Below are 26,086 nucleotides of genomic sequence, written 5' to 3'. Positions count from 1 at the left end.
TCGGAGCTCGGTTCAGGGCGAGGAATCTACCCGACGGGCAAATCACGTCGCTTTGCGCTGAACGCCTGTCCAGCCCCCTCGTGAAAAATATTCTGATTTTCAGAAATCGCAAATCATTGATATGTTCTCGGCCGTCTCGTCCCACATGAGGGGCGGTTCGCGATCGTCACGGACGCGGGGCGGGATGCGGTGGACGCGGAGGGTGCTTCTGACGAGGGCACTTGGCGCGGACGGCGAAGTCGTGTGGTCCTGACGCCTCGACGCTGGCGTCAAGTCTCGCGGAAGGCGATGTCGACCCTTCGGGTCCGACACGCTGATACCGCGAGGCGACGGTGGCAAAAGAGCCCGATCACCGGGGAGAGCACGAAATAAGTCGTAAACCATCGCGCGGGGAATGCCGGGTGTTTCCGGTGCGACCTGACTAACGCGTGTGCCTCTTACTTACGACCTTCGCACATGCGGCGGCGGGCGCATCGGTCGCCCGGCATTCCCTGCACCCTCTGAAGAGGAGGGAGCTACAGGCATAACTCGGGCGAAACGCGCCGCGGGAATGCGAAGATGTGTCTGTCGTCATTGCGAGGAGCGAAGCGACGAAGCAATCCACACTTCCTTGCTTGCTGTGCGATGGATTGCTTCGCTTCGCTCGCAATGACGGATTAGGTGCCGGGGCGCGTAGGGTAGGCAAAGCGAAGCGTGCCCACCTCGGCCATTATCTGGTGGGCACGGCGCAAGCGCGCCTTTGCCCGTCCTACAGGATCTGCAAGTTCAATTCCGCGCGATGATCTCGCGTTCGCCCTGATGGATATTCGCCGGATTGAGCAGATCGCCGCCACGACGGCGCACCAGGAATTTCGGACGGCGGGCGCGGATCGCATTGTGCCGCCGCCGGCGTGTGGCCGGCTCGCAGCGCTTGTCTTCCGGCAATTGCGGAAGCGCGAAGATTTCGCTCCACATCTGCCAGGCCGCCGCGATTTCCTCGCGGTCGGAACTTGCGCCCAGCGGAATGCTCAAGGATGGATCGCGATGAACCAGAACCAGCATCTGCGCGTCGTCGATGCCGCGCAAGGCGACGCCGAGAAAATCGCGGACGTGAACGTTGATCGCCATCCGCATGCCGCGGACGGCGCGATGCAGGATGACGCGTTCGCGGTGAAGTTCGATTTTGCGCACGCCGCCATCGGCGCGCGCATCATGCGCGTCGAAGCTGACGGGCAGAGAGAGAGGGTCGAGCCGCAAGGCGCGGCTCGACCCGGCGGGATTGAACCCGCTTGTTGCTGTTTGACGCCTCACGGCTTTATCTCCCCGCCAGGATTATGTTCCCGGTCGATGGGTGAGACCTTAGCGGAGCCCCGTCCGGATTAGCTTAAAAAGGCTGGTTAACCAGGCGTCATCAGCCCTCATGATTGACAAGACCTTGGCCTACATGATTGACGAGTCGTTGCGACAACCCGGAAAATCTTTGGTTTTCGGCCGCTGAAAATGCTTGAAATCCCTGTGAATCAGGCACATCTCATATGTCTGGAGATTTTCCGCCGCGCCGCTTGCGACCCGTTCCAATCCTGCTTGAATCCTTGAGGTTTTGTTCGTGATCTCTTCACCATCCGCGGCATCGCCGCTTCCGGCAAAAAGCGCCACTTCCGATTTATTCGATCAATCCGCTCTGAGCACGCTGGCGCAACGCCTTGTCGAGGCGGCCCGGCGCGCAGGTGCGGATGCCGCCGACGCGGTCGCGGTGCGCGGTGTTTCCCAAGGTGTCGAAGTACGCGACGGGCGTGTTGAGGAATCCGAGCGTTCGGAAGGTGATGATGTCGGGCTGCGCGTATTAGTCGGGCAACGCCAGGCGGTGGTCTCGACCAACGACGTCAGCGGCGATGGTATCGCCAGGCTTGCCGAGCGCGCCGTCGCGATGGCGCGGGTGGCGCCCGATGACAAATATGTCGGTCTCGCCGATCCCTCATTGCTGGCGCGCGATTTCCCCGAGCTCGATCTGCTCGACCCCGTGGTGCCGTCGACCTCGGAGCTTGAACGCCGCGCCTGTGAAGCCGAAGCGGCCGGGCTCGCAGTCAAGGGCGTGACCAAGTCGGGCGGCGCATCGGCCTCGGCCGGCATCGGCGGCATGGTGCTGGTGACCTCGACCGGTTTCCAGGGCTCTTACCTGCGTTCGAGCCAGGGTATCTCGATGACCGCGATATCGGGCGACGGTACCGGCATGGAGCGCGACTATGACTTCACCTCGGCGCCGCATGCCTCTGATCTGGCCTCGCCCGAAAGCGTCGGCCGCACCGCGGGCGAACGCACGGTGGCGCGCGCCAATCCGCGCAAGGTCGAGACCTGCAAGGTGCCGGTCGTGTTCGATCCCCGCGTATCGGGTTCGATCGTCGGTCATCTCGTCGGCGCCATCAATGGCGCGTCGATCGCGCGCAAGACCAGCTTCCTGAAGGATCGTCTCGGGCAGCAATTATTTTCGAAGAATATCCGCATCATCGACGATCCGCTGCGGGTGCGCGGATTGCGTTCGCAGTCGTTCGATGCCGAGGGCGTCAAGGTCAAGAAGCTCGCGCTGGTCGATGAGGGCGTGCTGACATCGTGGCTATTGGATTGTGCGACCGCGCGCGAATTGGGATTGACCACGACCGGCCACGCCCATCGCGGCGTGTCCTCGTCACCGTCGCCGGGCTCTTACAATCTTCATCTCGAAGCCGGCGAGCCCACCCCGGCCGAACTGATGTCCGATATCAAGCAAGGATTCTACGTTACTGATTTGATCGGCTCCGGCGTCAACGGCGTCACCGGCGATTACAGCCGTGGCGCCTCGGGCTTCTGGATCGAGAACGGCGAACTCACCTATGCGGTGAGCGAGGTCACTATCGCCGGACATCTCTTTGAAATCTTCAAGTCGATGGTGCCGGCCAACGATCTGGTGTTTCGGTACGGCGTCAATGCGCCGACGTTGCGCATCGAGGGATTGACGCTTGGCGGACGCTAGCTCCGGCCGGATGCATGACAAAATTCTGACGCGTGAAGTTCTCCCGCGTGAGGGTTTGGCGCGCGACGCCGCGCTGCTGACGGATACGGTGCGCGAAGCCGGCGCGCTCGGGTTGTCATTATTCCGCACCGAACTGAAAAGCTGGACCAAGGGCGCCTCGTCACCGGTGTCCGAAGCCGACATCAGGGTCAACGACCTGATCGAGCGCCGGCTGCGATCCGCTACGCCGGATTATGGCTGGCTGTCGGAGGAAAGCGCCGACGATGACGCGCGGCTTGGCAAGCAATTGGTCTGGATTGTCGATCCGATCGACGGCACCCGCGGTTATCTGGCCGGCCGCGAAGACTGGTGCGTCAGCGTTGCGCTGGTCGAGGATGCGCAGCCGGTGCTGGCTGCGGTGTTCGCGCCGGCCAGCGACGAATTTTTCTTCGCCATGCGCGGGCAGGGCGCCTTGCTCAATGACGCGCCGGTTCACGCGACCGCTGGCACCGGGCTGGATTTTTCGCGGATGGCCGGTCCGAAACCGCTGGTTGAACGGCTGAGCGGGCGGCCAGCCGACGAAATTACCTTGCATCCGCGAATCGGATCGCTGGCGCTGCGGCTGTGCCGGGTCGCGCAGGGCAGGCTGGATGCGGCTTTTGCCGGGGGCCAAAGTCGCGACTGGGACCTTGCCGCGGCCAATTTGATCGTGCAGGAAGCGAATGGTAACATGACCGCGCTTTCCGGGGAGGCTATCCTCTACAATCGCCGGGAAGTGACGCACGGGGTGCTGGTGGCAGCGGGGCGCGATCGTCATGCAGGCATTGTCGAGCATTTTCGGAAAAGCCCGTTGCCCTGAACGCGCGCCCTGCGCGCCGGGAGTCTTGTTCGCCAGGCGACGCATGAGGAAAAGAGACCATGTCAGATAGTGCCCCGCAGCAGTTGCTCCACCTCGTCATCGGGGGCGAACTGATTGATCTCGAGCACATCACGTTCAAGGATCTCAATCAGGTGGAAATCGTCGGCGTGTTTCCGAATTATGCGACCGCCCATGCCGCCTGGAAGGCCAAGGCGCAACAGACGGTGGATAACGCCCATATGCGCTATTTCATCGTCCACCTCCACCGGCTGCTCGATCCGGGTCAAGACGCGAAGCCTGCCAGTTGAAACATTTATTTCGTAATGTGCTGCGCGGCAGCTGGGTGCAGCGCGCGGTGGGGTTCCTTGCGGCCGAGTTTCTGCGGCTGGTCTGGCTGACCAACAGGTTCAGCTTCGACCCGCCCAATGTCTATGACATCGTCGAACCGCAGATGCCGGCGATTTTCGCGTTCTGGCATGGCCAGCACTTCATGACGCCGTTCATCAAAACTAAGCCGACCCATCGCGCCAAGGTGCTGATCTCGCGGCATCGCGACGGCGAGTTCAATGCGCTCGCGGCGGAGCGGCTCGGGATCGGCACCATCCGCGGTTCGGGCGATCATGGCGCGGCGTTTCACCGCAAAGGTGGCGTCGGTGCATTCAAAGAAATGGTGCGTGCGCTCGATGAAAATTATAATGTCGCGCTGACCGCCGATGTGCCGAAGCGCTCGCGCATCGCCGGCCTTGGCATCATCATGCTGGCGCGGGAGTCCGGGCGGCCGATCATGCCGTTCGCGATGGCGACCAGCCGCTTCATGCGCCTGAAAAACTGGGACCGCACCACGATCAATCTGCCGTTCGGACGGGGGGCACTGGTGGGAGGCGACATTATCATGGTTCCACCGGACGCCGGCGCCGAGACGATGGAAGAATTGCGCGCGCAACTGGAAGCGACTTTGAACGACGCGACCCGTCGGGCCTATGCGCAGATCGGCCGTCCGGAAGAGGCGGGTCATGGCTAGTTCATTGCCAATGACCCTGCGCGTCTACCGCAGGCTGTCCGCCGCGGCGATGCCGCTGGCGCCGGCGTTGATCAAGCGGCGTCTCAAACAGGGCAAGGAGGATCCGGCGCGGGTCGGCGAGCGCCGTGGCGTGAGCCGGGACGTCCGGCCGCATGGACCGCTGGTGTGGATTCACGGCGCGAGCGTCGGCGAAGTATTGGCTGCCGCCGCGCTGATCGAGAGGCTGCGCGCCTTTAACCTTCGCATTCTCCTGACCTCGGGGACGGTGACCTCGGCGGCGATCGTCGCCAAGCGGTTTCCCGCCGATATCATCCATCAATATGTGCCTTATGATTCACCGCGCTATGTCGCGCGCTTTCTCGATCATTGGCAGCCGAGCCTTGCGCTGTTCATCGAATCCGATCTGTGGCCCAATCTGATCCTGTCGAGCGCGGCGCGGCGCCTGCCGATGGTGCTGATCAATGGCCGAATGTCGCATCGCTCGTTTCCGCGCTGGCGCCGGGTCTCTGGCACGATCTCGGCGCTGCTTGGCCGGTTCGAGGTCTGTCTCGCCCAGTCGCAGGTCGATGCCGAGCGCTTCGCTGCATTGGGTAGCCGCAACGTCGTGACCACGGGCAATCTGAAGCTGGATGTGCCCGCACCGCCGGCCGATGCCGCCAAGCTGGAACGGCTGATGTCGGTGACGCGTGGCCGCCCGGTCATCGTCGCGGCATCGACCCATCCCGGCGAAGAAGACATCCTGCTCGCCGTGCATCGTACCCTGTCGGGATTCTTTCCGTCGCTGCTGAGCGTGATCGTGCCGCGGCACCCCGATCGCGGCGAAGCGATCGCGCGCAGCATCGGGGCAACGGGCCTGCATGTAGCCTTGCGTTCGCACGAGGAATTGCCGACCGCGACCACCGATATCTATGTTGCCGACACCATGGGCGAATTGGGGTTGTTCTACCGGCTGGCGCCGATCGTGTTCATGGGCGGCTCGCTGGTGCCGCATGGCGGGCAAAACCCGATCGAGGCGGTCAAGCTCGGCGCGTCGATCGTTCACGGGCCGCATGTTTTCAATTTCACCGATGTCTATGAGGCGCTCGATGGTGCCGGCGGCGCCAGGCAGGCCGACACCGAAGAGGCGCTGGTGAAGCAACTCGGCCAGTTGCTGGCTAATCCGGCGGCGCGCGAGGCGTCGGTTTCGGCTGCCGAGCGGGTGGTCGAACAACTCGGCGGCGCGCTCGACCGCACGATGGCCGCGCTCGAACCCTATCTGCTGCAATTGCGGCTCGAGATGGGGGCATCCAATGCGTGAGCCGGCCTTTTGGTACCGGCCCTCATCATGGATGTCGCGACTTCTGATGCCACTCGGCGCCGTCTATGGCGTGATCGCCGGCCACCTGTTGCAGCGTGAAGGCTTCGATGCTGGCATACCCGTGCTGTGTGTCGGCAATTATCATGTCGGCGGCGCCGGCAAGACCCCGACCGTTCTGGCTTTGGTAAAACTGTTGCGCGAACTCGGCGAGACGCCGGTGGTGCTGAGCCGCGGCTATGGCGGGCAATTGCGTGGGCCGGTCAAGGTCGATCCCGAGCGGCATGTCGCCGCGGACGTCGGCGACGAGCCCTTGATGCTGGCGCGGACGGTCACGGTGGTGGTCGCGCGCGATCGTATTGAGGGCGTGGCGCTGGCGCGCTCGCAAAATGCCAGCGTGATCCTGATGGATGACGGCTTCCAGAATCCGGCGATCGCCAAGGACGCATCATTGATCGTGATCGATGGCGGCCGCGGCCTCGGCAATGGCTGCGTATTTCCCGCGGGTCCGTTGCGGGCACCGCTGCCGCCGCAACTGGATCGCACCGATGCATTGATCGTGATCGGCGATGGATCTGCAGCGGAAGCGGTCGCGGCTTTGGTCGCGGCGCGGGGCAAGCCGGTATTGAAGGCGCAGGTCAGGGCCGATGAGGCGTCAGTCGCGGTGCTGCGCGGCAAGCCGGTGCTGGCATTTGCCGGGATCGGCGATCCCGCGCGATTTTTCAGGACGCTGCGCGCAAACGGCATCGGGGTCGTTCGCGAGCATGTGTTCGCCGATCATCATCCCTTTTCGGAAAATGAGATCGAGGCGCTGGCCAGGGAAGCCGAGCGCAATGGGCTGATGCTGGTCACCACAGAAAAGGATCTCGCGCGATTGCGCGGTCGCGGCGGGCTACCGGATCAGGCGCAGGTGATCCTGCCGTTTGCGGTGACGCTCGAATTCGACGACGCCGTGACGTTGCGGAAGTTTGTGACCGAGCAGCTATTCAAGGCGCGTGAGAAAAAATTCCGCGCGCGCGACTAACCTTGCGTCTTCAGCGCGCCCGGAAAATGCCGTTCCAGCACCGCGGTCGGGACGGCATAGGCTTCCTGCAGATCGACGCTCCAGTATTTCAGCTCGTCGAGCGGGATACGCACATCGGTCACCGCGCAACGCACATAGGTCCCCGGCGAGATCACGCGGAAATCGCCATCGAGATATTGCAACTGCGCTTCGCCATGGCCCGAGGGGCCGAATTTATTCAACACGGGTAGATATCTCCGATCGGTTCGGTTCCCGGCGACGCGGCCGGCAACGTTTCTGAAATGTAATCTAGCATAAATAGGTCACGGTGTCCGCCCGTCAAACCCACCGATTTGTGATGAATTGCATCGGGACCGCATGCTAGCCTTTTCATTTCATGGATCGCTGCTGTTCCAGCGCCATAACGGCCCGGTAAACGCGATGCGCCTTCTGTCAGCAATTGCATTCCTGACACTGCTTGCCATGGCCGGAGCGGCAGGGGCGGCACCCTTGCCCGCCCCGCATCAGGTCGACATTCCCCTCGGGGCCGGGACATTGCGCGCCCAGCTTTACAAGCCCGACGGCAACGGGCCGTTTCCGACCGTGATCGCGCTGCATGCATGCGGCGGGCTGTCGGGCCACTCCGAACCGATCCTGCCGCGCTATCGCGACTGGGCCGAGCAGTTGCTCAAGGACGGCAATGCCGTCCTGCTGCCGGACAGTTACGGTTCGCGTGAACTCGGTCCGCAATGCCGGGTTGGCGAGCAGCGGATCCATGCCCGGCGCGAACGGGTGGCGGATATCGTGGCTTCCAGGCAATGGCTGATGCAGCAGCCCTGGGCCGCGCATGACCGCATCAGCCTGGTCGGCTGGGCGAACGGCGCCAGCGCGCTGTTGTGGGCGGTGCGTCCGCAATTATCCTCGCGCGGGTCCGAGCCGGACTTCCGCTCGGCGATTGCATTCTATCCGGACTGCCGCATTTCATCGGGGTTGGGATGGAGCACGCGCGTTCCGACGTTGCTCCTGATTGGCGCAAAGGACGACGTCAGTTCACCGGCCGCCTGCCATCAGATGATCGACGGCGCGCGCGGGCGTAGCGCGCTGACGCGGATCGTGGTCTATCCCGGCGCCTATCATGATTTCGACCGCGTCAATTTTCCGCTGCACGCGCTGGCCGGCACATCCGATGCCGCATTGCCGGAACGCGGCCATCTCGGCAGCAATCCCGAGGCGCTCGCGGATTCGCAAAAGCTCGTCGCCGAATGGCTGGCGCGGTAAGCGCGATCGTTAAAACAGGCTGCCCTGCTCGATCGGCTTGACGATGCGCTTGGGCGCTGCGGCCTTCGGCTCGCTGGCAGCAGGCTTGGCCGGTGTTGGTATGGCCGCCGGCCGATCCGCATCGGCGGTTGCGCCTATTCGTCCATCGGCGAATTCCAGATTAAGCCGCGCGCCGGGGCCTACGGCCGCGGCCGCATGCAGCGGGAGACCCTGTTCATCGCGCACCAAAGCAAAACCTCGCGCCAGAACACCGCGATAGGACAGCGCCCCCAGCAACTGACCGCTATGGGCGACACGCGCCTCAAGCCGTTGCATCGCAAATCCAAGCGCGCGCCGCGCCCGCTCGGCCAATCGCAATGTGCGCTCCCGGTCGCGCGCAATCGCATTGCGCTGCGCCTGTGCGTTGGAGAGTTTGGAAGCCTTCAGCCTGACCTGCAGCCCGGCAAAGCGATCGCGGCGCTGTTGCAGCAGCGATCGCGCGGAGTTTCGCATCCGCTCGCCGGAAACGGTCAACCGGTGGCTGGCCTGTGCGAGTTGTCCGTGCAGCACCCGCATGGTCAGCCGCGCGCTGGTGCCCGCGAAGCGGCGGAAATGGGCGTGGGTATTGGCCTTGAGGCCGCGGGGCAGTGCGCTCGAAGTACTATCCAGCCGCTGCCGCGGTATGCCTAAGAGTTCGCTGAGTCCGGGCAACGCGCGCGCAGCGGCGCGCAACTCGTTGCGGCGGGCTTCCTGTCCGCGCGCCCAGCACACCATTGTGCGGCGTGCGAGACCCGCGACTTCGACGAGCAGTTCGCTGCGCACCGGGACCGCCATTTCGGCGGCGGCGGTCGGCGTCGGCGCACGCTTGTCGGCGGCGAAATCGATCAGCGTAATGTCGGTCTCGTGCCCGACCGCTGAAATCAGCGGGATCATGCTCTCGGCCGCGGCGCGGACCACAATCTCCTCGTTGAACGACCACAAATCTTCGAGCGAACCGCCGCCGCGCGCCACGATCAGAAGATCCGGCCGCGGAATCTTGCCGCCTTCCGGCAGCGCGTTGAAGCCGCGGATCGCAGCGGCGATCTGTTCCGCCGAGCCTTCGCCCTGCACCCGCACCGGCCACACCAGCACGCGGCGCGGAAAGCGGTCCTCTAACCGGTGCAGGATGTCGCGGATCACGGCACCCGTCGGCGAAGTGACGACGCCGATCACCTCCGGCAGCCAGGGCAATAGTTGCTTGCGCGCCTCGTCGAACAGGCCCTCGGCGGCGAGCTTGCGCTTGCGTTCCTCCATCAGCGCCATCAGCGCGCCGATGCCCGCGGGCTCGATCGCTTCAATGACGATCTGGTATTTCGACGAGCCGGGATAGGTCGTGAGCTTGCCGGTCGCGATGACCTCGAGGCCTTCCTGCGGCTTGAACCGCATCCGGCCGTGGACGCCCTTCCAGATCACCGCCTCGATCTTGGCGCTCTCGTCCTTGAGCGCGAAATAGCAATGCCCGGAGGAGTGAGGCCCGCGAAAACCGGTGATTTCGCCGCGCACCCGGACGTGGCCATAGGCATCCTCCACCGTCCGTTTCAGCGCGGACGACAGTTCGGACACCGTGAATTCCGGCGCGTTGATCAGGGCTTCGGCTGCGGGCATCTCAGTCAATCAAGTCGGACGTTTACGAATCGGGCTGCTGAATTGCGCATAATGTAGGGATTTCGATCATCACCGCAAATCAGCGCTTGTCCTCTATATCACAGAGTTATCTGCTGGAACTCGGCATACTTAGAGCCGCCATGCCCCTCCCATAAATCATGCCCCTCCCATAAATATGGATTCCGGATCGGTGCGCATGGCACACCGTCCGGAACGACGGTGGTTGGCAATCCGCTCTTGCAGGGGAGGGCGGACTCGTGCGACCGACTCGAACCGCCCACCTCACTCTGGCTGCATCTCATGCGTATTCTTCTGCTCGGTTCAGGCGGCCGCGAACATGCCCTGGCGTGGAAGATCGCGGCATCCCCGCTGGTGACAAAACTCTGGTGCGCGCCGGGCAACGCCGGCATCGCACGCGAGGCCGAATGCGTAGCGCTCGATATTACTGACCATACCGCCGTGATCGAATTTTGCCGCAGCAACGCGGTCGATTTTGTCGTGGTCGGGCCGGATGCGCCGATCGCGGCCGGGATCGTCGACGATCTCAATGCCGCCGGCTTCAAGGCGTTTGGACCGACCCGGGCTGCGGGACAGCTCGAGAGTTCGAAAATCTTCACCAAGGAACTGTGCAAGGCGAACCAGATACCGACCGCAGCGTTCGGCCACTTCAAGGATGCCGAAGCGGCGAAAACCTATATCCGCCAGCAGGGCGCGCCGATCGTGGTCAAGGCCGATGGGCTTGCGGCGGGCAAAGGTGTCGTCGTCGCGATGAACCTCGAGGAGGCGCTCGCCGCGGTCGACATGATGTTCGGCGGTGGTTTCGGTGCGGCCGGCGCCGAGGTCGTCGTCGAGGAATTCATGCAGGGCGAAGAGGCTTCGTTCTTTGCGCTGTGCGACGGCGAACATGCGCTGCCGCTCGCGACCGCGCAGGACCACAAGCGCGCCTTCGACGGCGACAAGGGGCCGAATACCGGCGGCATGGGCGCTTATTCACCCGCCCCGGTCCTGACCGAAGCGCTGTGTACGCGTATCATGGAAGAGATGGTCAAGCCGACACTGCGCGCTTTGAAGGCGATGGGATCGCCCTACAAGGGCGTGCTCTATGCCGGCGTGATGGTGACCAAGGATGGCCCGAAGCTGGTCGAATACAATGCCCGCTTCGGCGATCCGGAATGCCAGGTGCTGATGCTGCGGATGATGTCCGACATCGTGCCGGCGCTGATCGCCAGTGCGGATGGGCAGTTGAAGAATTTCAGCCTGCGCTGGTTCGACGACGTCGCGCTGACGGTGATCATGGCCACCAAAGGCTATCCCGGCGACTATGGCAAAGGCTCCGTGATCGAAGGTCTCGATGACGCCGCTGATGTTGAAGGCGTCGAGATATTCCATGCCGGCACCAGGGCTGAAGGCGGTAAAATTCTGGCCAATGGCGGGCGGGTGCTGAACGTCTGCGCGACGGGAAAAACCGTCACCGAGGCGCAACAGCGCGCTTACCAGGCGGTCGATCGCATCAAATGGCCCGACGGCTTCTGCCGCCGCGACATCGGCTGGCAAGCGGTGGCGCGGGAAAAGGCCGGCGGGTAGGGTTTTGTTATTCCGGGGCGGCGCTTCGCTCTGTCATGCAAGGAAATCCTGATGTCCGATCTCGCCGACCTGTTTCCCGGCTACGCGTCCGAATGGATCAACACCTCGTCCGGGCGCATTTTTGCGCGGGTCGGCGGCAAGGGGCCGCCGCTGTTGCTGCTGCATGGCTTTTCCGAAACTCACGTGATGTGGCACCGCGTCGCGCCGCAGCTCAGCGATAAGTTCACGCTGATCATCGCGGACCTGCCGGGCTATGGCTGGTCGGATATGCCGCGCAGCGATGACGCTCACACGCCCTACACCAAGCGTGCGATGGCGCGGGCCATCATCGAGGCGATGGAACAACTCGGGCATGTGCACTTCGCACTCGCCGGGCATGACCGCGGCGGCCGGGTCGCCTACCGTCTGGCGCTCGATCATCCCGGCCGGCTGTCGCGGCTGGCGGTGCTCGATATCCTGCCGACCTATGACTACTGGATGAAGATGGATTGGCGCTACGCCATGAAGATCTATCACTGGACGTTTCTGGCGCAGCCTTATCCGCTGCCGGAAACCTTGATCGGCGGCAGTCCGGATTTTTTCCTCAAGCAGAAAATGGCGAGCCAGACCAAATCGAAGAATCTCGACGCGATCGATCCGCGCGCGCTCGAGCATTATCTCGCGGCGTTTCGCGATCCCTCACGGGTGCACGCGATGTGCGAGGATTATCGCGCCGGCGCCACCGCGGACTTCGACATCGACAAGAACGATCACGACGCCGGCAAAAAGATCACGATCCCGATGCTGGCGCTGTGGGGCGAAGTCGGCATCGCGCGCGCCGCGGCGACGCCGCTGGATACCTGGAAAACATGGGCGACCAATATTTCCGGCGGGCCGGTCGATTCCGGTCATTTCCTGACCGAGGAAAATCCGGATGTTACGGCGAAAGCGCTGAAGGAATTTTTTACGGCAGGGTGAGGGGCCATTACAGGATCTCCCGTCATTGCGAGGAGCGCTGCGACGAAGCAATCCATTTTGCTGCTCCATGGATTGCTTCGCTTCGCTCGCAATGACGGTGGAGGGCAGCCGCCTCACCGTCGGGCCTTGAAAAACTCCCGCAGCAGCGTCGCCGCTTCGCTCTCGCCCACGGCCGAATAAACCTCAGGCACGTGATGGCAGGTCGGCGAGGCGAAGAACCGCACGCCGGATTCCACGGCGCCGCCCTTGGGGTCGGCCGCGCCGTAATACAGCCGCCTGATCCGCGCAAACGAGATCGCAGCCGCGCACATCGTGCACGGTTCCAAGGTGACGTAGAGATCGCAATCGACCAGCCGCTCGGTGCCGATGGTTTCGGCGGCCTGCCGGATCGCCAGTATTTCGGCATGGGCGGTCGGGTCGCGGTCGGTCAGGGTGCGGTTGGCGGCCGTGGCGATGAGCTCATAATTGCGCACAATGACGCATCCGATTGGTACTTCGCCCGATTTTCCGGCGTTTTCGGCCGTTTTCAGCGCTAAATCCATGAAAGATGGTGCGGTCATGCCTCGTATCATCGGAAAATACCTGCTACTAGATGCAGCTTCAGCAAAAGTGGATGCCGGTTTTGCGTGAGAATGCGCCTTGAGCCAAGCGCGCGGGCGTTCTCGCTATGACAACCCATCCATATCCGCCTGATCGCCATTTCATACGTGAGACCATTCATGCCCCGCGATAACGACAAAAACAACGATTCCCGCGGCCGGCGTGATCGCCCCTCCGGTAGCAAGGGCCGCTCCGGCGCCGCCCGCGGGCCTGAGAAGAAATTCGCCAAGCGCGGCTTTGCCGGCAAAAGCGAGGGTGACGGCGAACGGCGCCCCTATGCCGGCAAGCCTGACGGGGCCAAATCCTATGGCAAGAAGCCTTATGCGGGCGCCGGCAAACCCTACGCCGGCAAACGTGACGGCGCGCCGCCGCGCTTCAACCGCGATGACCGACCGGCGCGTGGCGATAGCGAAAAGCGCCCCTATACGCCGCGTGGCGATCGCCCGAACTATAACCGCGACGACCGCGCGCCGCGTTCTGACCGCGGCGATGCGCGGCCCGCCGCGCGTTTCTCCGACCGCAAATTCGGCGACAAGAAACCCTACGCATCGCGGGATGGGGGCGGCGAGAAGCGGCCCTACACACCGCGCGGCGAAGGTTTTCGCAAAGATGGCGACCGGCCGCAGCGGGATCGGCCGTCCGGAGATCGCCCGTACAGCGCGCGGCCGCCGCGCGATAACGACCGTCCCCGTGGCGATCGGCCTGAGCGAAAATTCGGTGGCGACAAGAAATTTTCGCGCGGCGCTCCCGACAGAGGCCCGCGTAAGGATTTTGGTGATCGTCCCGACCGCGGCGAGTCAAAGCCGTGGCAAAAACGCGATGCGTCTTCGCCCGATCACGCCGGCCGTAATTCCCGCCCCTCCCGCGACGGCGCAAGGAATTTCGATAAGCCTCGGGAGGACCGTGGTGGCGACGAGCGTCCCCGCTTTTCCCGTTCGCGCGAGGATCGTCCGCAGGGCGACCGGCCGTTCCGGGAACGTCCGAAGTTCGATCGTCCGCGCGAGGATCGCAGGGACCGTCCGAAATTCGAGCGGCCTCGTGAGGCTCGCAATTCCTGGCAGGAGCATCCGCGCAGCGACGCGCGCTCATCCGACCGGGACGACCGGCCTCGGCGTGACAATGAAGACGACAGCAAGGTGTTCGCCAAGCGTCCGGCATTCGGCGGCCGCGGCGAATATCGCGAGCGCAAGCCCGATTTCGAGAAACGTGCACCGCGTCCGCCGCGCGAAAAGAAATCCGGCGAGCGGATCGCCAAGGTGGTGTCGCGGGCCGGACTGGCCTCGCGCCGCGACGCCGAGGAATGGATCGTGCAGGGGCGCGTCACCGTCAACGGCCGGGTGATCAATTCGCCGGCGCTCGATGTCACCGCCAACGATGTCATCTCGGTTGATGGCAAACCGTTGCCGCCGCGCGAGCGCACCCGGCTATTTTTGTTCCACAAGCCGCGCGGATTGATGACCACCCATGCCGACCCCGAGGGGCGGCCGACGGTGTTCGACAATCTGCCGGAAGGCCTGCCGCGGCTGATCAGCATCGGCCGGCTCGATTTCAACACCGAAGGCCTGCTGCTGTTGACCAATGATGGCGGGCTGGCGCGCGCGCTCGAACTGCCGGATACCGGCTGGCTGCGGCGCTATCGCGTTCGCGCCCATGGCGAAGTCACGCAGGCGCAGCTCGATGAATTGAAAAAGGGCGTCGAGGTCGACGGCGTCAAATACGGCCCGATCGATGCGACGCTGGAGCGCGATCAGGGCGCCAATGTCTGGCTGGTGTTTGCGATCCGCGAAGGCAAGAACCGCGAAGTTCGCAACGTGATGGCGCATCTTGGGCTTGAGGTGAACCGGCTGATCCGGATCTCCTACGGTCCGTTCCAATTGGCCGAACTCGAGGAAGGGCAGGTCGAAGAGGTCAAGACCCGCGTGCTGCGCGAGCAGCTCGGCGAGAAAATCGCGGCCTTGGCGGGCGCGGATTTCACCCGGCCGATGCAGGGCGAGCCACATCCGGAAGCCGAGGGCGAAGAGGCTGATGCGCCACGCGGCAAGAAGCCGTTCAAGCCGGCTGGCAAGAGCGCCCTTATTGCCGACCGAAAAGGCCGCCGCGTGCTGGTGCAGCGTACCGGCAGCGAGGAAGCGCGGGCGCGCAACGAGGCCGAGGCCAACGGTTTCGGCCCGCCCCGGCGTCCGCAGCGCGGCTATCACGGCAAGCGCGATCTGAAGCCGCGGGACGAGTAGGGTTCGATGCGTGTCGTCGGTGGTCGATTGAAGGGCCGCAATCTGGCGTCGCCGTCCTCGCGCGACATCCGGCCCACCGCGGACCGGTTGCGGGAGTCGTTATTTAATATCCTGATCCATGCCTATGACGATCCGATTGCGGATGCGCGGGTGCTCGATTTGTTTGCCGGCACCGGCGCACTCGGCATCGAGGCGATTTCGCGCGGGGCAAAATTCGCGCTGTTCGTCGACAATGGCGCCGAGGCGCGCGCTTTGATGCGCAACAATGTTGAATCGCTCGGGCTTGGCGGCGTGACCAAAGTCTATCGGCGCGATGCCACTGATCTCGGCCCGGCTCATCCGATGGAGTCGTTCTCGCTGGTGTTCCTCGATCCGCCCTACTCGAAAAAATTGGCTGACACGGCGCTGGCCTCGTTGCGCGATGGCGGCTGGCTGACGCCGGGCGCGCTGTTGGTGGTCGAGGAAGCCAAGGCTGCGGCCTTCGCGCCGCCGGAGGGTTTCGAGGAGTTGGAGCGGCGGGCGTATGACGATACGGAGTTTGTGTTTTTGCGAGCCACATCATCGGCCTCATCCTGAGGAGCGGCCCGAAGGGTCGCGTCTCGAAGGATGGATGCACAGGCGGACTCGCGGCCATCCTTCGAGACGCGCGCAAGAGCGCGCTCCTCAGGATGAGGGCGGAGATCGCTGAACTCTACCTTCGCCCGAACAGCCGCTCGATATCCGCGAGCTTCAACTCGACATAAGTCGGCCGGCCGTGGTTGCATTGCCCGGAATTCGGGGTGTCTTCCATCTCGCGCAACAGTGCGTTCATTTCTTCCGGCTTGAGCCTTCGCCCCGCGCGCACCGAGCCGTGGCAGGCCATGGTGGCCGCGACGTGCATCAGGCGCCGCTCCAGCGGCAACGCTTCGTCCCATTCGGCCATGTGTTCGGCGAGGTCACGCAGCAGCGATCCGGCGTCGGTCTTGCCGAGCAGTGATGGCGTTTCGCGCACCGCGACCGCGCCTGGTCCGAAGGATTCGATCGCCAACCCAAATGATGCGAGTTCGTCGGCCCGCGCGACCAGTCGTTCGACCGTAGCCTCGTCGAGCTCGACGATATCGGGGATCAGCAGGATCTGCCGCTGCACGCCGTTTTTCGCCAGCGAGGCCTTCAGTTTTTCATAGACGATGCGCTCATGCGCGGCGTGCTGATCCACCACCACGAGGCCGTCGCGGGTCTGCGACACGATATAGGTCTCGTGGATCTGCGTTCGCGCCGCGCCGAGCGGGCGATCGAGCAGGTCGGGCGATGGCGCGGCCTCGAAACGCACATCCGCGGTGGGGGTGCCGACGTCGAACGCGGCCTGTCCCGGCTCGGCAAAGGCCGATGCGGCGGCGCTCTCGAACGCCGACATCGGTCCGACCGGAAGTGCCGGCGAGCGGCGCCAATCCCAACTGGTGCGGGGCGCAGGCGCAAAGGAGGGGCGGAACGAAGCGAGAGCGGCGCCATCGCTGTTGGCTGCGGTGCGCTTGCCTTCGCGGGCGAGACCTTCCTTGAGCGCATGGACGATCAGCGCTCGGACCAGACCGGCATTGCGGAACCGCACTTCGGTCTTGGCCGGATGCACATTGGCATCGACCTCCTGAGGATCGGATGTCACGAACAGCGCGACCACGGGATGGCGGTCGCGCGGCAGATAATCGGAATAGGCCGCGCGTACTGCGCCCAAAATCAGCTTGTCGCGTACCGGCCGGCCATTGACGAACAGATATTGCCCGAGCGCGTTGGCGCGCGTGAGAGAGGGTGCGGCGGCAAAGCCTTCGACCACGACGCCGTCGCGTTCGGCGCGCACTTCGATCGCGCTGGCGCGAAAATCCGCACCCAATATATCGCCGAGCCGCGTCAGCCGGCCGGCAGCGCCGGGCAAGGCCGCGGCCCAGGTCACCGGCGCGCGCTCCTCGCCGGCCAGCGTGAAGGCGATATCGGGCCGCGCCATTGCGAGGCGGCGCACCACCTCGCGGATCGCCTCGGCTTCGGTGCGATCGGTCTTGAGGAATTTCAGTCGCGCCGGCGTCGCGTAAAACAGATCGCTGACCTCGACGCGGGTGCCGCGGGACAGCGCCGCTGGCATGATCGCGGATTTCTCGCCGCCTTCGACCGACAGCGACCAGGCATGCGGCTCGTTGGCGTGGCGCGTGGTGATGCCGAGCTTCGCCACCGCGCCGATCGAGGGCAGCGCCTCGCCGCGAAATCCCAGCGTGCGGATCTGCAGGAGGTCTTCATTGTCGAGCTTGGAAGTGGCATGGCGATCCACCGCCAGCGCCAGGTCGCGCGAGGTCATGCCATCGCCATCGTCGGTAATGCCGATCCGCCGCCGCCCGCCGCCATCGGTGAAAATGTCGATCCGGCTCGAGCCGGCATCGATCGCGTTCTCTACCAGTTCCTTGACCACGCTCGCCGGCCGCTCGACCACCTCGCCGGCGGCGATACGGTTGACGACCTGTTCGGGAAGCTGGCGGACGGGCATGGGCTCTGAAGTGGCTCGTGGAATACAGGCTCAATGTAGGGACTTTTAAGGGGCCTTGGGAGGGCGCGAAGGCACATCTCCCCACCCTTGATGGCCTCAATCGTCAAATCCGCCCGAGCGCTTCGCCTTGACGTCGCTGCGGCGCTTTTTGCCTTCGAGACGGCGCTTTTTCGATCCCAGCGTCGGCTTGGTCGGGCGCCGGACGATCGGCCGTGTCATGGCTTCGCGCAGCAGTTCCAGCAGGCGGTCGATCGCATCGGCGCGGTTGCGCTCCTGGGTGCGGAAACGTTGCGCATGGATCACGATCACGCCGTCCTTGGTCATCCGCTGGCCGGCGAGCCGGTCGAGCCGCATCTGCGCATCGGAAGGCAGCGTGATCCGCCTTGTATCGAACCGCAATTGCGCCGCGGTCGAAAGCTTGTTGACGTTCTGCCCGCCCGGACCAGAGGCGCGCACAAAACTGATCTCGATGTCGTTCTCGTCGATCGTGAGGTCGCGGGAAATCCGCAGCATGGCGTCACCAAAAGGCAGGATTTCCCCTGACGGGAATCGGGCAGCCCTGAGGATAGCGTTTTTATGTGCGGCGCTGAAGGACGAGGAACTGTTTCCGGCGGCTGCGCAGCCGCTGCGGATTTAACCGGCTTTGGATCAGTTCGCTTTGGGTTGATTGGTGCTGGGCGGTGCCGTGGCGGCTGCAGGCTGGGCTGTGGCCGGCGGGCGGCCGACGATCACGGTAATCAGGCCTTGCCCCCACAGGCGTTGGGCGGCCCTTTTGGCGCCATCGAGGGTGACGGCGTCCACGATGGCATTGCGTTTCTCGATGTAGTCGATCGGAAGCCGGTCCAACTGGTATTGCAGCAACGCCGACGCCAGTTTCGAGGAGGTGTCGAGCGCCAGCATTTGTGAGCCCTTGAGATACGACTTGGCTTCGTCCAGTTCCTGCTGGGTCGGGCCGTTCTCGGCCATGCGGCGGATTTCACTCTCGACGGCCGCGACCGTTTCGCCGGCGCGATCGGCGCGGGTCCCGGTATTGCCGACGAATAGCGCGGAATGATCCATCCATAACAGCGCATCATAGACCGAATAAGCGAGGCCGCGCTTCTCGCGAACTTCGCGGTAGAGCCGCGACGACAGCGTGCCGCCGCCGAGAATGTGGTTGACGACATAGCCGGCCATGAAATCCGGATCGTTGCGCCGGATGCCGGGGCCGCCGAATGTCACCACGGTCTGCGGCACGTCGAGCGGGATGAAGGCACGCTGCGGCGGCTTCACAGCTTCGATATCGGCGACGGGCGTGAGACTGGCCTTGGCCGGCAAGCCGCCAAACGTCCGGTCGAGCAATTTGCCGAGCGAAACAGCATCGATATCGCCGACCACGGCGATCCTAAGAGTGTCCCTGGCCAGCACGCGACGGACATAGTCCTTCAAATCGGCAACCGTGATGGTCGGAAGGCTTTCCAGCGTGCCGCTGGCCTGGCGCCCATAGGGGTGATCGTCGAAGGCGATTTCCAGGAATTTGCGACTCGCAAGTGCGCCGGGATTCGAGGTGTCACGCCGGAGGCCCGAGAGTAACTGCGTGCGGATACGCTCGACGTCGGCGTTCTCGAAATGCGCTGATGTCAGCGATAGCCGCAACAGGTCGAACGCCTCGTCCTTGTTGTCCTTGAGCATGCGCAGCGAACCACGGAAATAATCCCGTGTCGCGCTGAAACTCAATTCGATGGCGCGGCGGTCGAGGCGCTCGTGGAACGCCTGGGAGTCCAAGTCGCCCGAGCCTTCATCGATCAGATCGGCGACCATATTGGCGACGCCGGCCTTGTCGGCCGGGTCCTGTGCCGAGCCGCCGCCGAAGGCATATTCCATCGCGATCAACGGTACGGTGGCGTCCTGCACGAACCAGGCTTCGATGCCGCCGGGCGAAACCAGATGCTGGATCTTGGCCGCGGCGTGCGACGGCGTCGGTGCCCATGACAGCATCGTCAGGCATGCGGCGAAAATGAAGGCCAAGCGCCGCAGGCTAGGAGAGCGCCGTAGGCTGAGAAAACGCCGCGAGCCAACGATGGGACCGGTCACGAGCGCTTCTCCTCACGTTTCGGCGGGGCCGCCTTGATCAGATAGCCGGTCACGGAACGTTTCTTGTCGAGCCATTTTTCCGCGGCCTGCCGGACCTGTTCGGCGGTGACGGCGCGAATGCGATCCGGCCAGCTTCGGATATCCTCAATGCTGAGCCCGGTAGTGAGCGCGCCGCCGTACCAGCGCGCCAGCGTCGCCTGATTGTCCTGGGCGTAGATGGCCTCCGCGATCAGTTGCGTCTTGACGCGTTCGAGATCCTCGGCGCGAACGCCGTTTTGTTCGATGTCCGCAATCACCTCGTCGATAACCTGCTCGACTTGCGCGAATTCGACGCCCGCGCGGGGCGCGGCCGAGATCGAGAACTGCGTCGCGTCGAGCGAGGTGCCCTGGTAGCCGGCGCTGGCGCTGACCGCGAGCGGCTTGTCCACGACCAGCCTGCGATTGAGGTAGGAATTGCTGCCGCCGCCCATCAATTGCGCGAGCACGTCGAGCACCTGGCTTTCTCCCACTGCACCGGTGGTCGCGGAGGGTACGAGATAATAACGCCGCAGGCTCGGCTGTTCGACCCTGGCGTCGGACAGCGTCACGGTGCGCGGCGCGGCCGGCTCGGGTTCCTGTGGCCGCAGGCGCAGTACCGGTATCGCGGGCTGTGACGGGACGGGACCGAATGTCCGCTCCACCATCGGGCGGATATCCTTGGCCTCGACGTCGCCGGCGATCACCAGTGTTGCGTTGTTCGGCGCATAGAAGCGCTTGTAGAACGCCAGCGCATCTTCGCGATCGAGCTTCTCGATTTCCTGGTGCCAGCCGATCACGGGACGGCCGTAGGGATGATTGAGATAAAGCGCAGCCATGATCTGCTCGGTCAGCCGCGCTTCCGGATTGTTGGCCACCCGCATGTTGAATTCTTCGAGCACGACGTCGCGCTCCGGCAGCACGTTTTCGTCCTTCAGGATCAGGCCGGTCATGCGATCGGCCTCGAACTCCATCATCCTGGGGAGTTGTTCGCTCGGCACGCGCTGAAAATAGCCGGTGTAGTCGGTCGAGGTGAAGGCGTTCTCGTTGCCGCCGGCACGCAGTACGGCCTGGGTGAACTCGCCGGCCGGATGTTTGCTGGTGCCTTTGAACATCAAGTGTTCGAGAAAATGCGCCAGGCCCGATTTGCCCGGGGTCTCGTCGGCCGAGCCGACCTTGTACCAGATCATTTGCGTAACCACCGGCGTGCGGTGATCCGGGATCACCACCACCACAAGACCGTTGCTGAGGGTAAAGGTGGCGGGAGGCGCCGAGGTAACGGTGGTCTGCGCGAAAGCGCCGCTTGCGGGGATTGCGAACGCCGGCAGCAGCGCGGCGAACAACGGAACGGCAAAGCGGTGCAAGGTCATTCTGGCCTATCTGGAAAGTCCGAACTGAAACGTTCGGGGGAGATCACGGCAGCGTAAGATATGCGGTGGCGATGAGCGTCACGAAGCCGCCGGGATACAGATAGCGTTAGTGTACCACGCTGGAAGCGCTGGACGATTGGGCGCCGGGGGGCGGTTTCTCGTTCGATTGCCCGCTGAAGATACCCTTCGATTCAACGGCGTAGGGGTAGCTGGTAGACGGCGTCTGGTAGCCGGACGGAGGCTGGGTCAGGGCTTCGCGCGACGGTTCGGTGCCAGGCGGCAAGCTCGGCTCGTCTTTCTTGCCGCCGAAAAGATTACCGAAGCCGCCCAAGCCTATCCCGTCGAGTGCGGTGCTTGCGCCGCCTTTGAACAGATCCCCGGGCTGGTCGTAGACAGGATCGGTCCTGGCCGTTCCATTCGAGTCCATCGCATGGTTCGGACGGATCATATCGGGGGTCGGGGCGGGCGCCTCGACGACGGGCGGAGCGATGTTGATCGGGCGAGGCGTGGCGTCCTGTACAGCAGCGGGAGCGACCGCGACGACCGGTGGCGCGCTCTTCTTCTTGGCGGCGATGATGGCCTTGCGCTGCTTCTCGTCCGGATCTTTCGGCCAGTTGGTAACCTGCGGCGCCTTCGACGCGGTAACCGGCGGCGGGAGATCGAGAGTGGGAGGGACCACCAGCGGAGATCGTTCGCGATAGTCGATCCCGCGATTATCCATGGTCGCGCCGCGAATGGTGTCCTTGAAGCCGTCGACGAATCTTTCCGTGAACGACCTGTCGTCGTCTGCCGCACGCGCGGCGCTGGCCGTCATCACAAGGGTAAGTCCCAGAATAACGCCAGAACTGATGGCGCCAAGCCGAAGCGCACGCGCTGGCGCTCTCGATGAACTCCGCATCATCCAACCGTTAAATTCGGTCTCGAGCATCGCGTTGTTCCCGTTCAAAAATTTCACGTGGATCGCCAATCCCCGGGCGCAATCTCCACGCCTTCAACCTTCAGGCCGAGGGTCCGTATCAGCCGGGATCAGGGCGCTTTTGCGGCGGGTACCCCCAGGAAGGAATCATACAACAGGCCTGCTACCCCGGCAACAATCGCCACATCGGCAAGGTTAAACACATACCAATTGAAGATTTTACCCCCGATCTGGACATGGAACAGGGCGAAATCGACCACTGCGCCATAGGCGAAGCGGTCGATGGCGTTGCCGATGGCCCCGCCGATGATCAGGCCGAGCGCGATGGTCGCGATGGGGGTGCGGGAGCGCGCCATCCAGATCGCCAGCACGATCACCGCCACGGCCTTGACCAGCATCAGGATGATCTGGGCCAGCGGGCTGTCATTCTGGAACCAGCCGAAACTGATCCCGACATTCCAGGCCAGCACCAGATCCAGGAACGGCGTCAGCTTCACCGCGCCGCGGTGGCCGATGTCGAACACGAACAGCAGCCAGAGCTTGGAGGTCTGATCCAGCGCCAGCGCGGCGATGGCGGCGATCACGCCGGGGCGCAAATTGGCGTTCAAACCGCCACTCCCAGCGCCTTCCATTCGCGTAGCGCCTGCGCGTCGCGCGGCGACACGTCGGGGTATTCGGCGTCTTCGCCGACGGTCGGCAGGATCTTCCACGACCGCGCGCATTTGATGCCCTGCGCCTTCTCGACCACGACGGCGACACCCGCGACGTCGTTGAGCCGGAACGCGTCAGCCGGCGCGTCGTCATTGGTCACCATCGCATTCGAGGTGATGCAGACCTCGGCGAGGTCGATGTCGAACAGCGTGGCGAAGATATTCTTGTCGGACACGTAGACCATCGGCGAGGCTTCCAGCGAAGAGCCGATGCGTTTTGCCGCGCGCTCGACTTCCAGCGCGCCGGTCACGACGCGGCGGACGTTGCGGATAATTTCCCATTTCGCCGCCAGCGCATCGTCGCGGAAATCTTCCAGCTCCTGCGGAAACAGCGTCAGATGCACTGATGGTTCCGCGTCGGGCCGGTACAGCCGCCACGCTTCCTCGCAGGTGAAGCTGAGCACCGGAGCGAACCATTTCAGGATCGCGTCGCAGATCATGTCGATGGCGGTAAGCGATGCCTTGCGCGCCAGCGAGGACGGCGGATCGCAATACAGCGTGTCCTTACGGATATCGAAATAGAACGCCGACAATTCGGTGTTCATGAAGGCCGAGAGACTCGCAACCACGGTCTTGTAGTCGAAATCAATATAGGCCTGGCGCACGGTTGCGGCCTGTTCGGCGAGCTGGTGCAGCATCAGCCGCTCCAGTTCGGGCATCTTGGCGGGCGCGACCGCATCCTCCGGCTTGAAGTGATGCAGCGTGCCGAGCATCCAGCGGATCGAGTTGCGCAGTTTGCGGTAGGTCTCGATGGTGTTTTTGAGGATTTCCGGGCCGATGCGCTGGTCGTCGGCATAGTCAGTGGCGCAGACCCAGAGTCGCAGGATGTCGGCGCCGGATTGCGCGATGATCTTTTGCGGTTCGACGGTGTTGCCCACCGACTTCGACATCTTGCGGCCGTTCTCGTCCAGCGTGAAGCCGTGCGTGAGCACGATGTCGAACGGCGCGCGGCCACGGGTGCCGCAGCTTTCCAACAGCGAGGACTGGAACCAGCCGCGGTGCTGGTCGCTGCCCTCGAGATACATCACGGTATCCTGGCCGCCATCGACCTTGCGCTTGATGCCGGCCAGGCCCGGAAAGTGGACAGGGTCTTCCAGCACGAAAGCATGCGTCGAGCCTGAGTCGAACCAGACGTCACAGATGTCGTCGACCTTCTTCCACTCTTCATTGGCGTATGAGCCGAGAAAGCGTTCGCGCGCGCCGTCCATATACCAGGCGTCGGCGCCTTCCTTTTCGAACGCGTCGGCGATGCGCTGGTTGACGGCGGCATCCTGCAAAATTTCGGCCGAACCATCGCCTTTCTCGCGCACGAACACGGCGATCGGCACACCCCAGGCGCGCTGGCGCGAGATCACCCAGTCGGGCTTGCTGTTGATCATGCCGTTGATGCGGTTCTGGCCTGACTGCGGTACCCATTGGGTCACGGATATCGCATGCAGCGCGCGGGCGCGTAGGCTGTCGCCGGGCTTCGCCTTGCCGGCATCCGCGATGTCCTTGTCCATCGCGATGAACCATTGCGGCGTGTTGCGGAAGATCACCGGTTTTTTCGAGCGCCAGGAATGCGGGTATTGATGTTTGAGCCGGCCACGCGCCAGCAGTTTGCCGGCATCGATCAAGGCCTTGATCACGGCCTCGTTGGCGTCACCCTTTTCGCCCTTGTCGTTGATGACGCGCTTACCTTCGAAGCCCGGCGCCTGATCGGTCAGCGCGCCGTTTTCATCGACGGTATAGGGGATGATGGTGTTGATGCCGCGCTGGTCGAGTTCGCGCGCGTTCGACATCCAGACATCGAAGTCCTCGCGGCCATGGCCCGGCGCGGTATGGACGAAGCCGGTACCGGTGTCGTCGGTGACGTGATCGCCGGGCAGCAACGGCACGGTGAATTCGTAGCCTCCGCTAAATCCTTTCAGCGGATGCGCGCATTCCACGACATCGAGCGTGTCGGCGGGCAGGTCGCGTACTTTTTCGTAACCCGTGACGCGCGCCTGCTTGAATACGCTTTCCGCCAGCGCATCGGCCAGGATCAGCAGGTCGCCGTTGACGGCCCAATTATCCGCGGGCGCGTCGGTGACCTTGTAGACGCCGTAGGAAATTTTCGGCGAGAAGCTGATGGCGCGGTTGCCGGGCAGCGTCCATGGCGTGGTGGTCCAGATCACGATGCTCGCATCGGCCAGCACGCCATGCGCCGGCGAGGTGACCGGAAATTTCACCCACACCGTATCCGACGTGTAATCCTCGTATTCGACCTCGGCTTCCGCCAGCGCGGTCTTCTCCACCACGCTCCACATCACGGGCTTGGAGCCGCGATAGAGCGTGCCGTTGGTCGCGAACTTCATCAGTTCGCGCGCGATCTGCGCTTCGGCGGGATAGGTCATGGTGGCGTAGGGATGATCCCAGTCGCCGATGATGCCGAGCCGCTTGAATTCCTCGCGCTGCACGTCGAGCCAGTGTCCGGCATAGGCGCGGCATTCCCGGCGGAACGCCACCATCGCGGTCGAATCCCGGAAGTCCGGCTTCTGCTTGCCCTTGGAGCGGTAGTTCTCTTCCTCGATCTTCCATTCGATCGGCAGGCCATGGCAGTCCCAGCCCGGCACGTAATTGGAATCGAAGCCCAGCATCTGCTGGCTCTTGGTCACCACATCCTTGAGGATCTTGTTGAGGGAGTGGCCGATATGGATGTTGCCGTTGGCATAGGGCGGGCCGTCATGCAGCACGAATTTGGCGCGGCCGGCGGCGGCCTCGCGCAATTTGCCGTAGAGGCCGATCTCGTTCCAGCGTTTGAGGATTTCCGGCTCGCGCTGGGGTAAACCGGCGCGCATCGGAAATTCCGTCTGCGGCAAATAAAGGGTTTTGGAATAGTCTGATGCGTCGGACTTTTGCGGCTTTTCGGACATGAATTCTCTGGTTTGGCTCAAGGGGCGCTGAACGCGATCGATCGCGGATGAATTAGGGAGGTCCCGGTCTTGCGCTGAGCCGAAACTCAGGCGGAAGCCGGGCCGCTAATGCTGATGGTGCGCCGTGCAAACATGCTGCTTCCATAGCAGCCGGGGGCTGGATCGCAAAGCCCCGAGACATGTTAGA

Annotated in this window: 22 protein-coding genes; 11 read left to right on the top strand and 11 right to left on the bottom strand. The window is 63.7% G+C overall.

Features of this window, described 5'->3' with window-relative positions; all coding sequences use genetic code 11:
• Positions 1–765: 765 nt before the first annotated feature.
• Positions 766–1,290, bottom strand: a complete 525-nt coding sequence (locus HB676_RS33005) for a DUF6101 family protein (protein ID WP_213742697.1) — start codon at positions 1,288–1,290, stop codon at positions 766–768.
• A gap of 295 nt (positions 1,291–1,585) precedes the next feature.
• Here HB676_RS33005 and HB676_RS33000 point away from each other — a divergent pair, with 295 nt between their 5' ends.
• The 6 genes from HB676_RS33000 to lpxK are packed head-to-tail and all read left to right on the top strand — an operon-like array spanning position 1,586 to position 7,163.
• Entirely contained in the window at positions 1,586–2,986 is a 1,401-nt protein-coding gene (locus HB676_RS33000) for a metallopeptidase TldD-related protein (RefSeq protein WP_213742696.1), read from the top strand.
• Positions 2,973–3,824: a 3'(2'),5'-bisphosphate nucleotidase CysQ gene (locus tag HB676_RS32995; RefSeq protein ID WP_249780576.1), complete on the top strand. Its 852-nt coding sequence runs from the start codon at positions 2,973–2,975 to the stop codon at positions 3,822–3,824. The genes HB676_RS33000 and HB676_RS32995 overlap by 14 nt, the downstream gene beginning before the upstream one ends.
• Before the next feature lie 59 nt (positions 3,825–3,883).
• A complete protein-coding gene (locus HB676_RS32990; RefSeq protein ID WP_213742695.1) occupies positions 3,884–4,132 on the top strand; it encodes a DUF4170 domain-containing protein in 249 nt (82 codons plus the stop codon).
• Positions 4,129–4,845, top strand: coding sequence for a lysophospholipid acyltransferase family protein (locus tag HB676_RS32985; RefSeq protein WP_213742694.1), 717 nt, complete (start codon positions 4,129–4,131; stop codon positions 4,843–4,845). The genes HB676_RS32990 and HB676_RS32985 overlap by 4 nt, the downstream gene beginning before the upstream one ends.
• On the top strand, positions 4,805–6,142 hold the full coding sequence (locus HB676_RS32980) for a 3-deoxy-D-manno-octulosonic acid transferase (RefSeq protein WP_213742693.1): 1,338 nt from the start codon (positions 4,805–4,807) through the stop codon (positions 6,140–6,142). The genes HB676_RS32985 and HB676_RS32980 overlap by 41 nt, the downstream gene beginning before the upstream one ends.
• The gene (gene lpxK / locus HB676_RS32975; RefSeq protein ID WP_213742692.1) at positions 6,135–7,163 is read left to right on the top strand and encodes a tetraacyldisaccharide 4'-kinase; all 1,029 of its coding nucleotides are present in this window, start codon (positions 6,135–6,137) and stop codon (positions 7,161–7,163) included. The genes HB676_RS32980 and lpxK overlap by 8 nt, the downstream gene beginning before the upstream one ends.
• Here lpxK and HB676_RS32970 read toward each other — a convergent pair.
• Complete coding sequence (locus tag HB676_RS32970; RefSeq protein ID WP_213742691.1) at positions 7,160–7,387, bottom strand: DUF2093 domain-containing protein; 228 nt, start codon at positions 7,385–7,387, stop codon at positions 7,160–7,162. The two genes, lpxK and HB676_RS32970, sit on opposite strands and share 4 nt — an antisense overlap.
• A gap of 196 nt (positions 7,388–7,583) precedes the next feature.
• Here HB676_RS32970 and HB676_RS32965 point away from each other — a divergent pair, with 196 nt between their 5' ends.
• The gene (locus tag HB676_RS32965; RefSeq protein ID WP_213742699.1) at positions 7,584–8,420 is read left to right on the top strand and encodes a dienelactone hydrolase family protein; all 837 of its coding nucleotides are present in this window, start codon (positions 7,584–7,586) and stop codon (positions 8,418–8,420) included.
• Positions 8,421–8,429: 9 nt separating this feature from the next.
• Here HB676_RS32965 and xseA read toward each other — a convergent pair whose 3' ends face one another.
• On the bottom strand, positions 8,430–10,043 hold the full coding sequence (gene xseA, locus HB676_RS32960; protein ID WP_213742690.1) for an exodeoxyribonuclease VII large subunit: 1,614 nt from the start codon (positions 10,041–10,043) through the stop codon (positions 8,430–8,432).
• A gap of 300 nt (positions 10,044–10,343) precedes the next feature.
• Between xseA and purD the strand changes: the two genes are divergently transcribed.
• Together purD and HB676_RS32950 are read left to right on the top strand one after the other, a co-directional pair.
• Positions 10,344–11,627, top strand: a complete 1,284-nt coding sequence (gene purD / locus HB676_RS32955; protein WP_213742689.1) for a phosphoribosylamine--glycine ligase — start codon at positions 10,344–10,346, stop codon at positions 11,625–11,627.
• A 51-nt stretch (positions 11,628–11,678) separates the two neighbouring features.
• Positions 11,679–12,584: an alpha/beta hydrolase gene (locus HB676_RS32950; protein ID WP_213742688.1), complete on the top strand. Its 906-nt coding sequence runs from the start codon at positions 11,679–11,681 to the stop codon at positions 12,582–12,584.
• 113 nt (positions 12,585–12,697) lie between these two features.
• Here HB676_RS32950 and HB676_RS32945 read toward each other — a convergent pair whose 3' ends face one another.
• Positions 12,698–13,156, bottom strand: coding sequence for a nucleoside deaminase (locus HB676_RS32945; protein ID WP_213742687.1), 459 nt, complete (start codon positions 13,154–13,156; stop codon positions 12,698–12,700).
• A gap of 147 nt (positions 13,157–13,303) precedes the next feature.
• Between HB676_RS32945 and HB676_RS32940 the strand changes: the two genes are divergently transcribed.
• The gene (locus tag HB676_RS32940) at positions 13,304–15,415 is read left to right on the top strand and encodes a pseudouridine synthase (protein WP_213742686.1); all 2,112 of its coding nucleotides are present in this window, start codon (positions 13,304–13,306) and stop codon (positions 15,413–15,415) included.
• A 6-nt stretch (positions 15,416–15,421) separates the two neighbouring features.
• The gene (gene rsmD / locus HB676_RS32935; RefSeq protein ID WP_213742685.1) at positions 15,422–15,991 is read left to right on the top strand and encodes a 16S rRNA (guanine(966)-N(2))-methyltransferase RsmD; all 570 of its coding nucleotides are present in this window, start codon (positions 15,422–15,424) and stop codon (positions 15,989–15,991) included.
• Between the two features lie 115 nt (positions 15,992–16,106).
• Here rsmD and mutL read toward each other — a convergent pair whose 3' ends face one another.
• From mutL to ileS, 7 genes are all read right to left on the bottom strand, one after another.
• On the bottom strand, positions 16,107–17,921 hold the full coding sequence (gene mutL / locus HB676_RS32930) for a DNA mismatch repair endonuclease MutL (RefSeq protein WP_213742684.1): 1,815 nt from the start codon (positions 17,919–17,921) through the stop codon (positions 16,107–16,109).
• A 96-nt stretch (positions 17,922–18,017) separates the two neighbouring features.
• The gene (gene arfB, locus HB676_RS32925) at positions 18,018–18,434 is read right to left on the bottom strand and encodes an alternative ribosome rescue aminoacyl-tRNA hydrolase ArfB (protein WP_213742683.1); all 417 of its coding nucleotides are present in this window, start codon (positions 18,432–18,434) and stop codon (positions 18,018–18,020) included.
• A gap of 135 nt (positions 18,435–18,569) precedes the next feature.
• The gene (locus tag HB676_RS32920) at positions 18,570–19,898 is read right to left on the bottom strand and encodes a pitrilysin family protein (RefSeq protein WP_213742698.1); all 1,329 of its coding nucleotides are present in this window, start codon (positions 19,896–19,898) and stop codon (positions 18,570–18,572) included.
• Positions 19,899–19,990: 92 nt separating this feature from the next.
• Positions 19,991–21,379 carry a pitrilysin family protein gene (locus tag HB676_RS32915; protein ID WP_213742682.1) on the bottom strand — a complete coding sequence of 463 codons (1,389 nt, stop codon included), beginning with the start codon at positions 21,377–21,379 and terminating at the stop codon, positions 19,991–19,993.
• 106 nt (positions 21,380–21,485) lie between these two features.
• Positions 21,486–22,193, bottom strand: coding sequence for a hypothetical protein (locus tag HB676_RS32910; protein ID WP_213742681.1), 708 nt, complete (start codon positions 22,191–22,193; stop codon positions 21,486–21,488).
• Between the two features lie 212 nt (positions 22,194–22,405).
• Complete coding sequence (gene lspA, locus HB676_RS32905; protein ID WP_213742680.1) at positions 22,406–22,927, bottom strand: signal peptidase II; 522 nt, start codon at positions 22,925–22,927, stop codon at positions 22,406–22,408.
• Entirely contained in the window at positions 22,900–25,899 is a 3,000-nt protein-coding gene (gene ileS, locus HB676_RS32900) for an isoleucine--tRNA ligase (RefSeq protein WP_213742679.1), read from the bottom strand. Before ileS ends, lspA begins: the two co-directional genes overlap by 28 nt.
• Positions 25,900–26,086: the final 187 nt, after the last annotated feature.

It is taken from the genome of Bradyrhizobium sp. dw_411 (assembly GCF_018449695.1).
Classification (GTDB): domain Bacteria; phylum Pseudomonadota; class Alphaproteobacteria; order Rhizobiales; family Xanthobacteraceae; genus Bradyrhizobium.
Note: the sequence above shows the minus strand (reverse complement) of the source record. Positions and strands in the feature narration are given on the sequence as shown.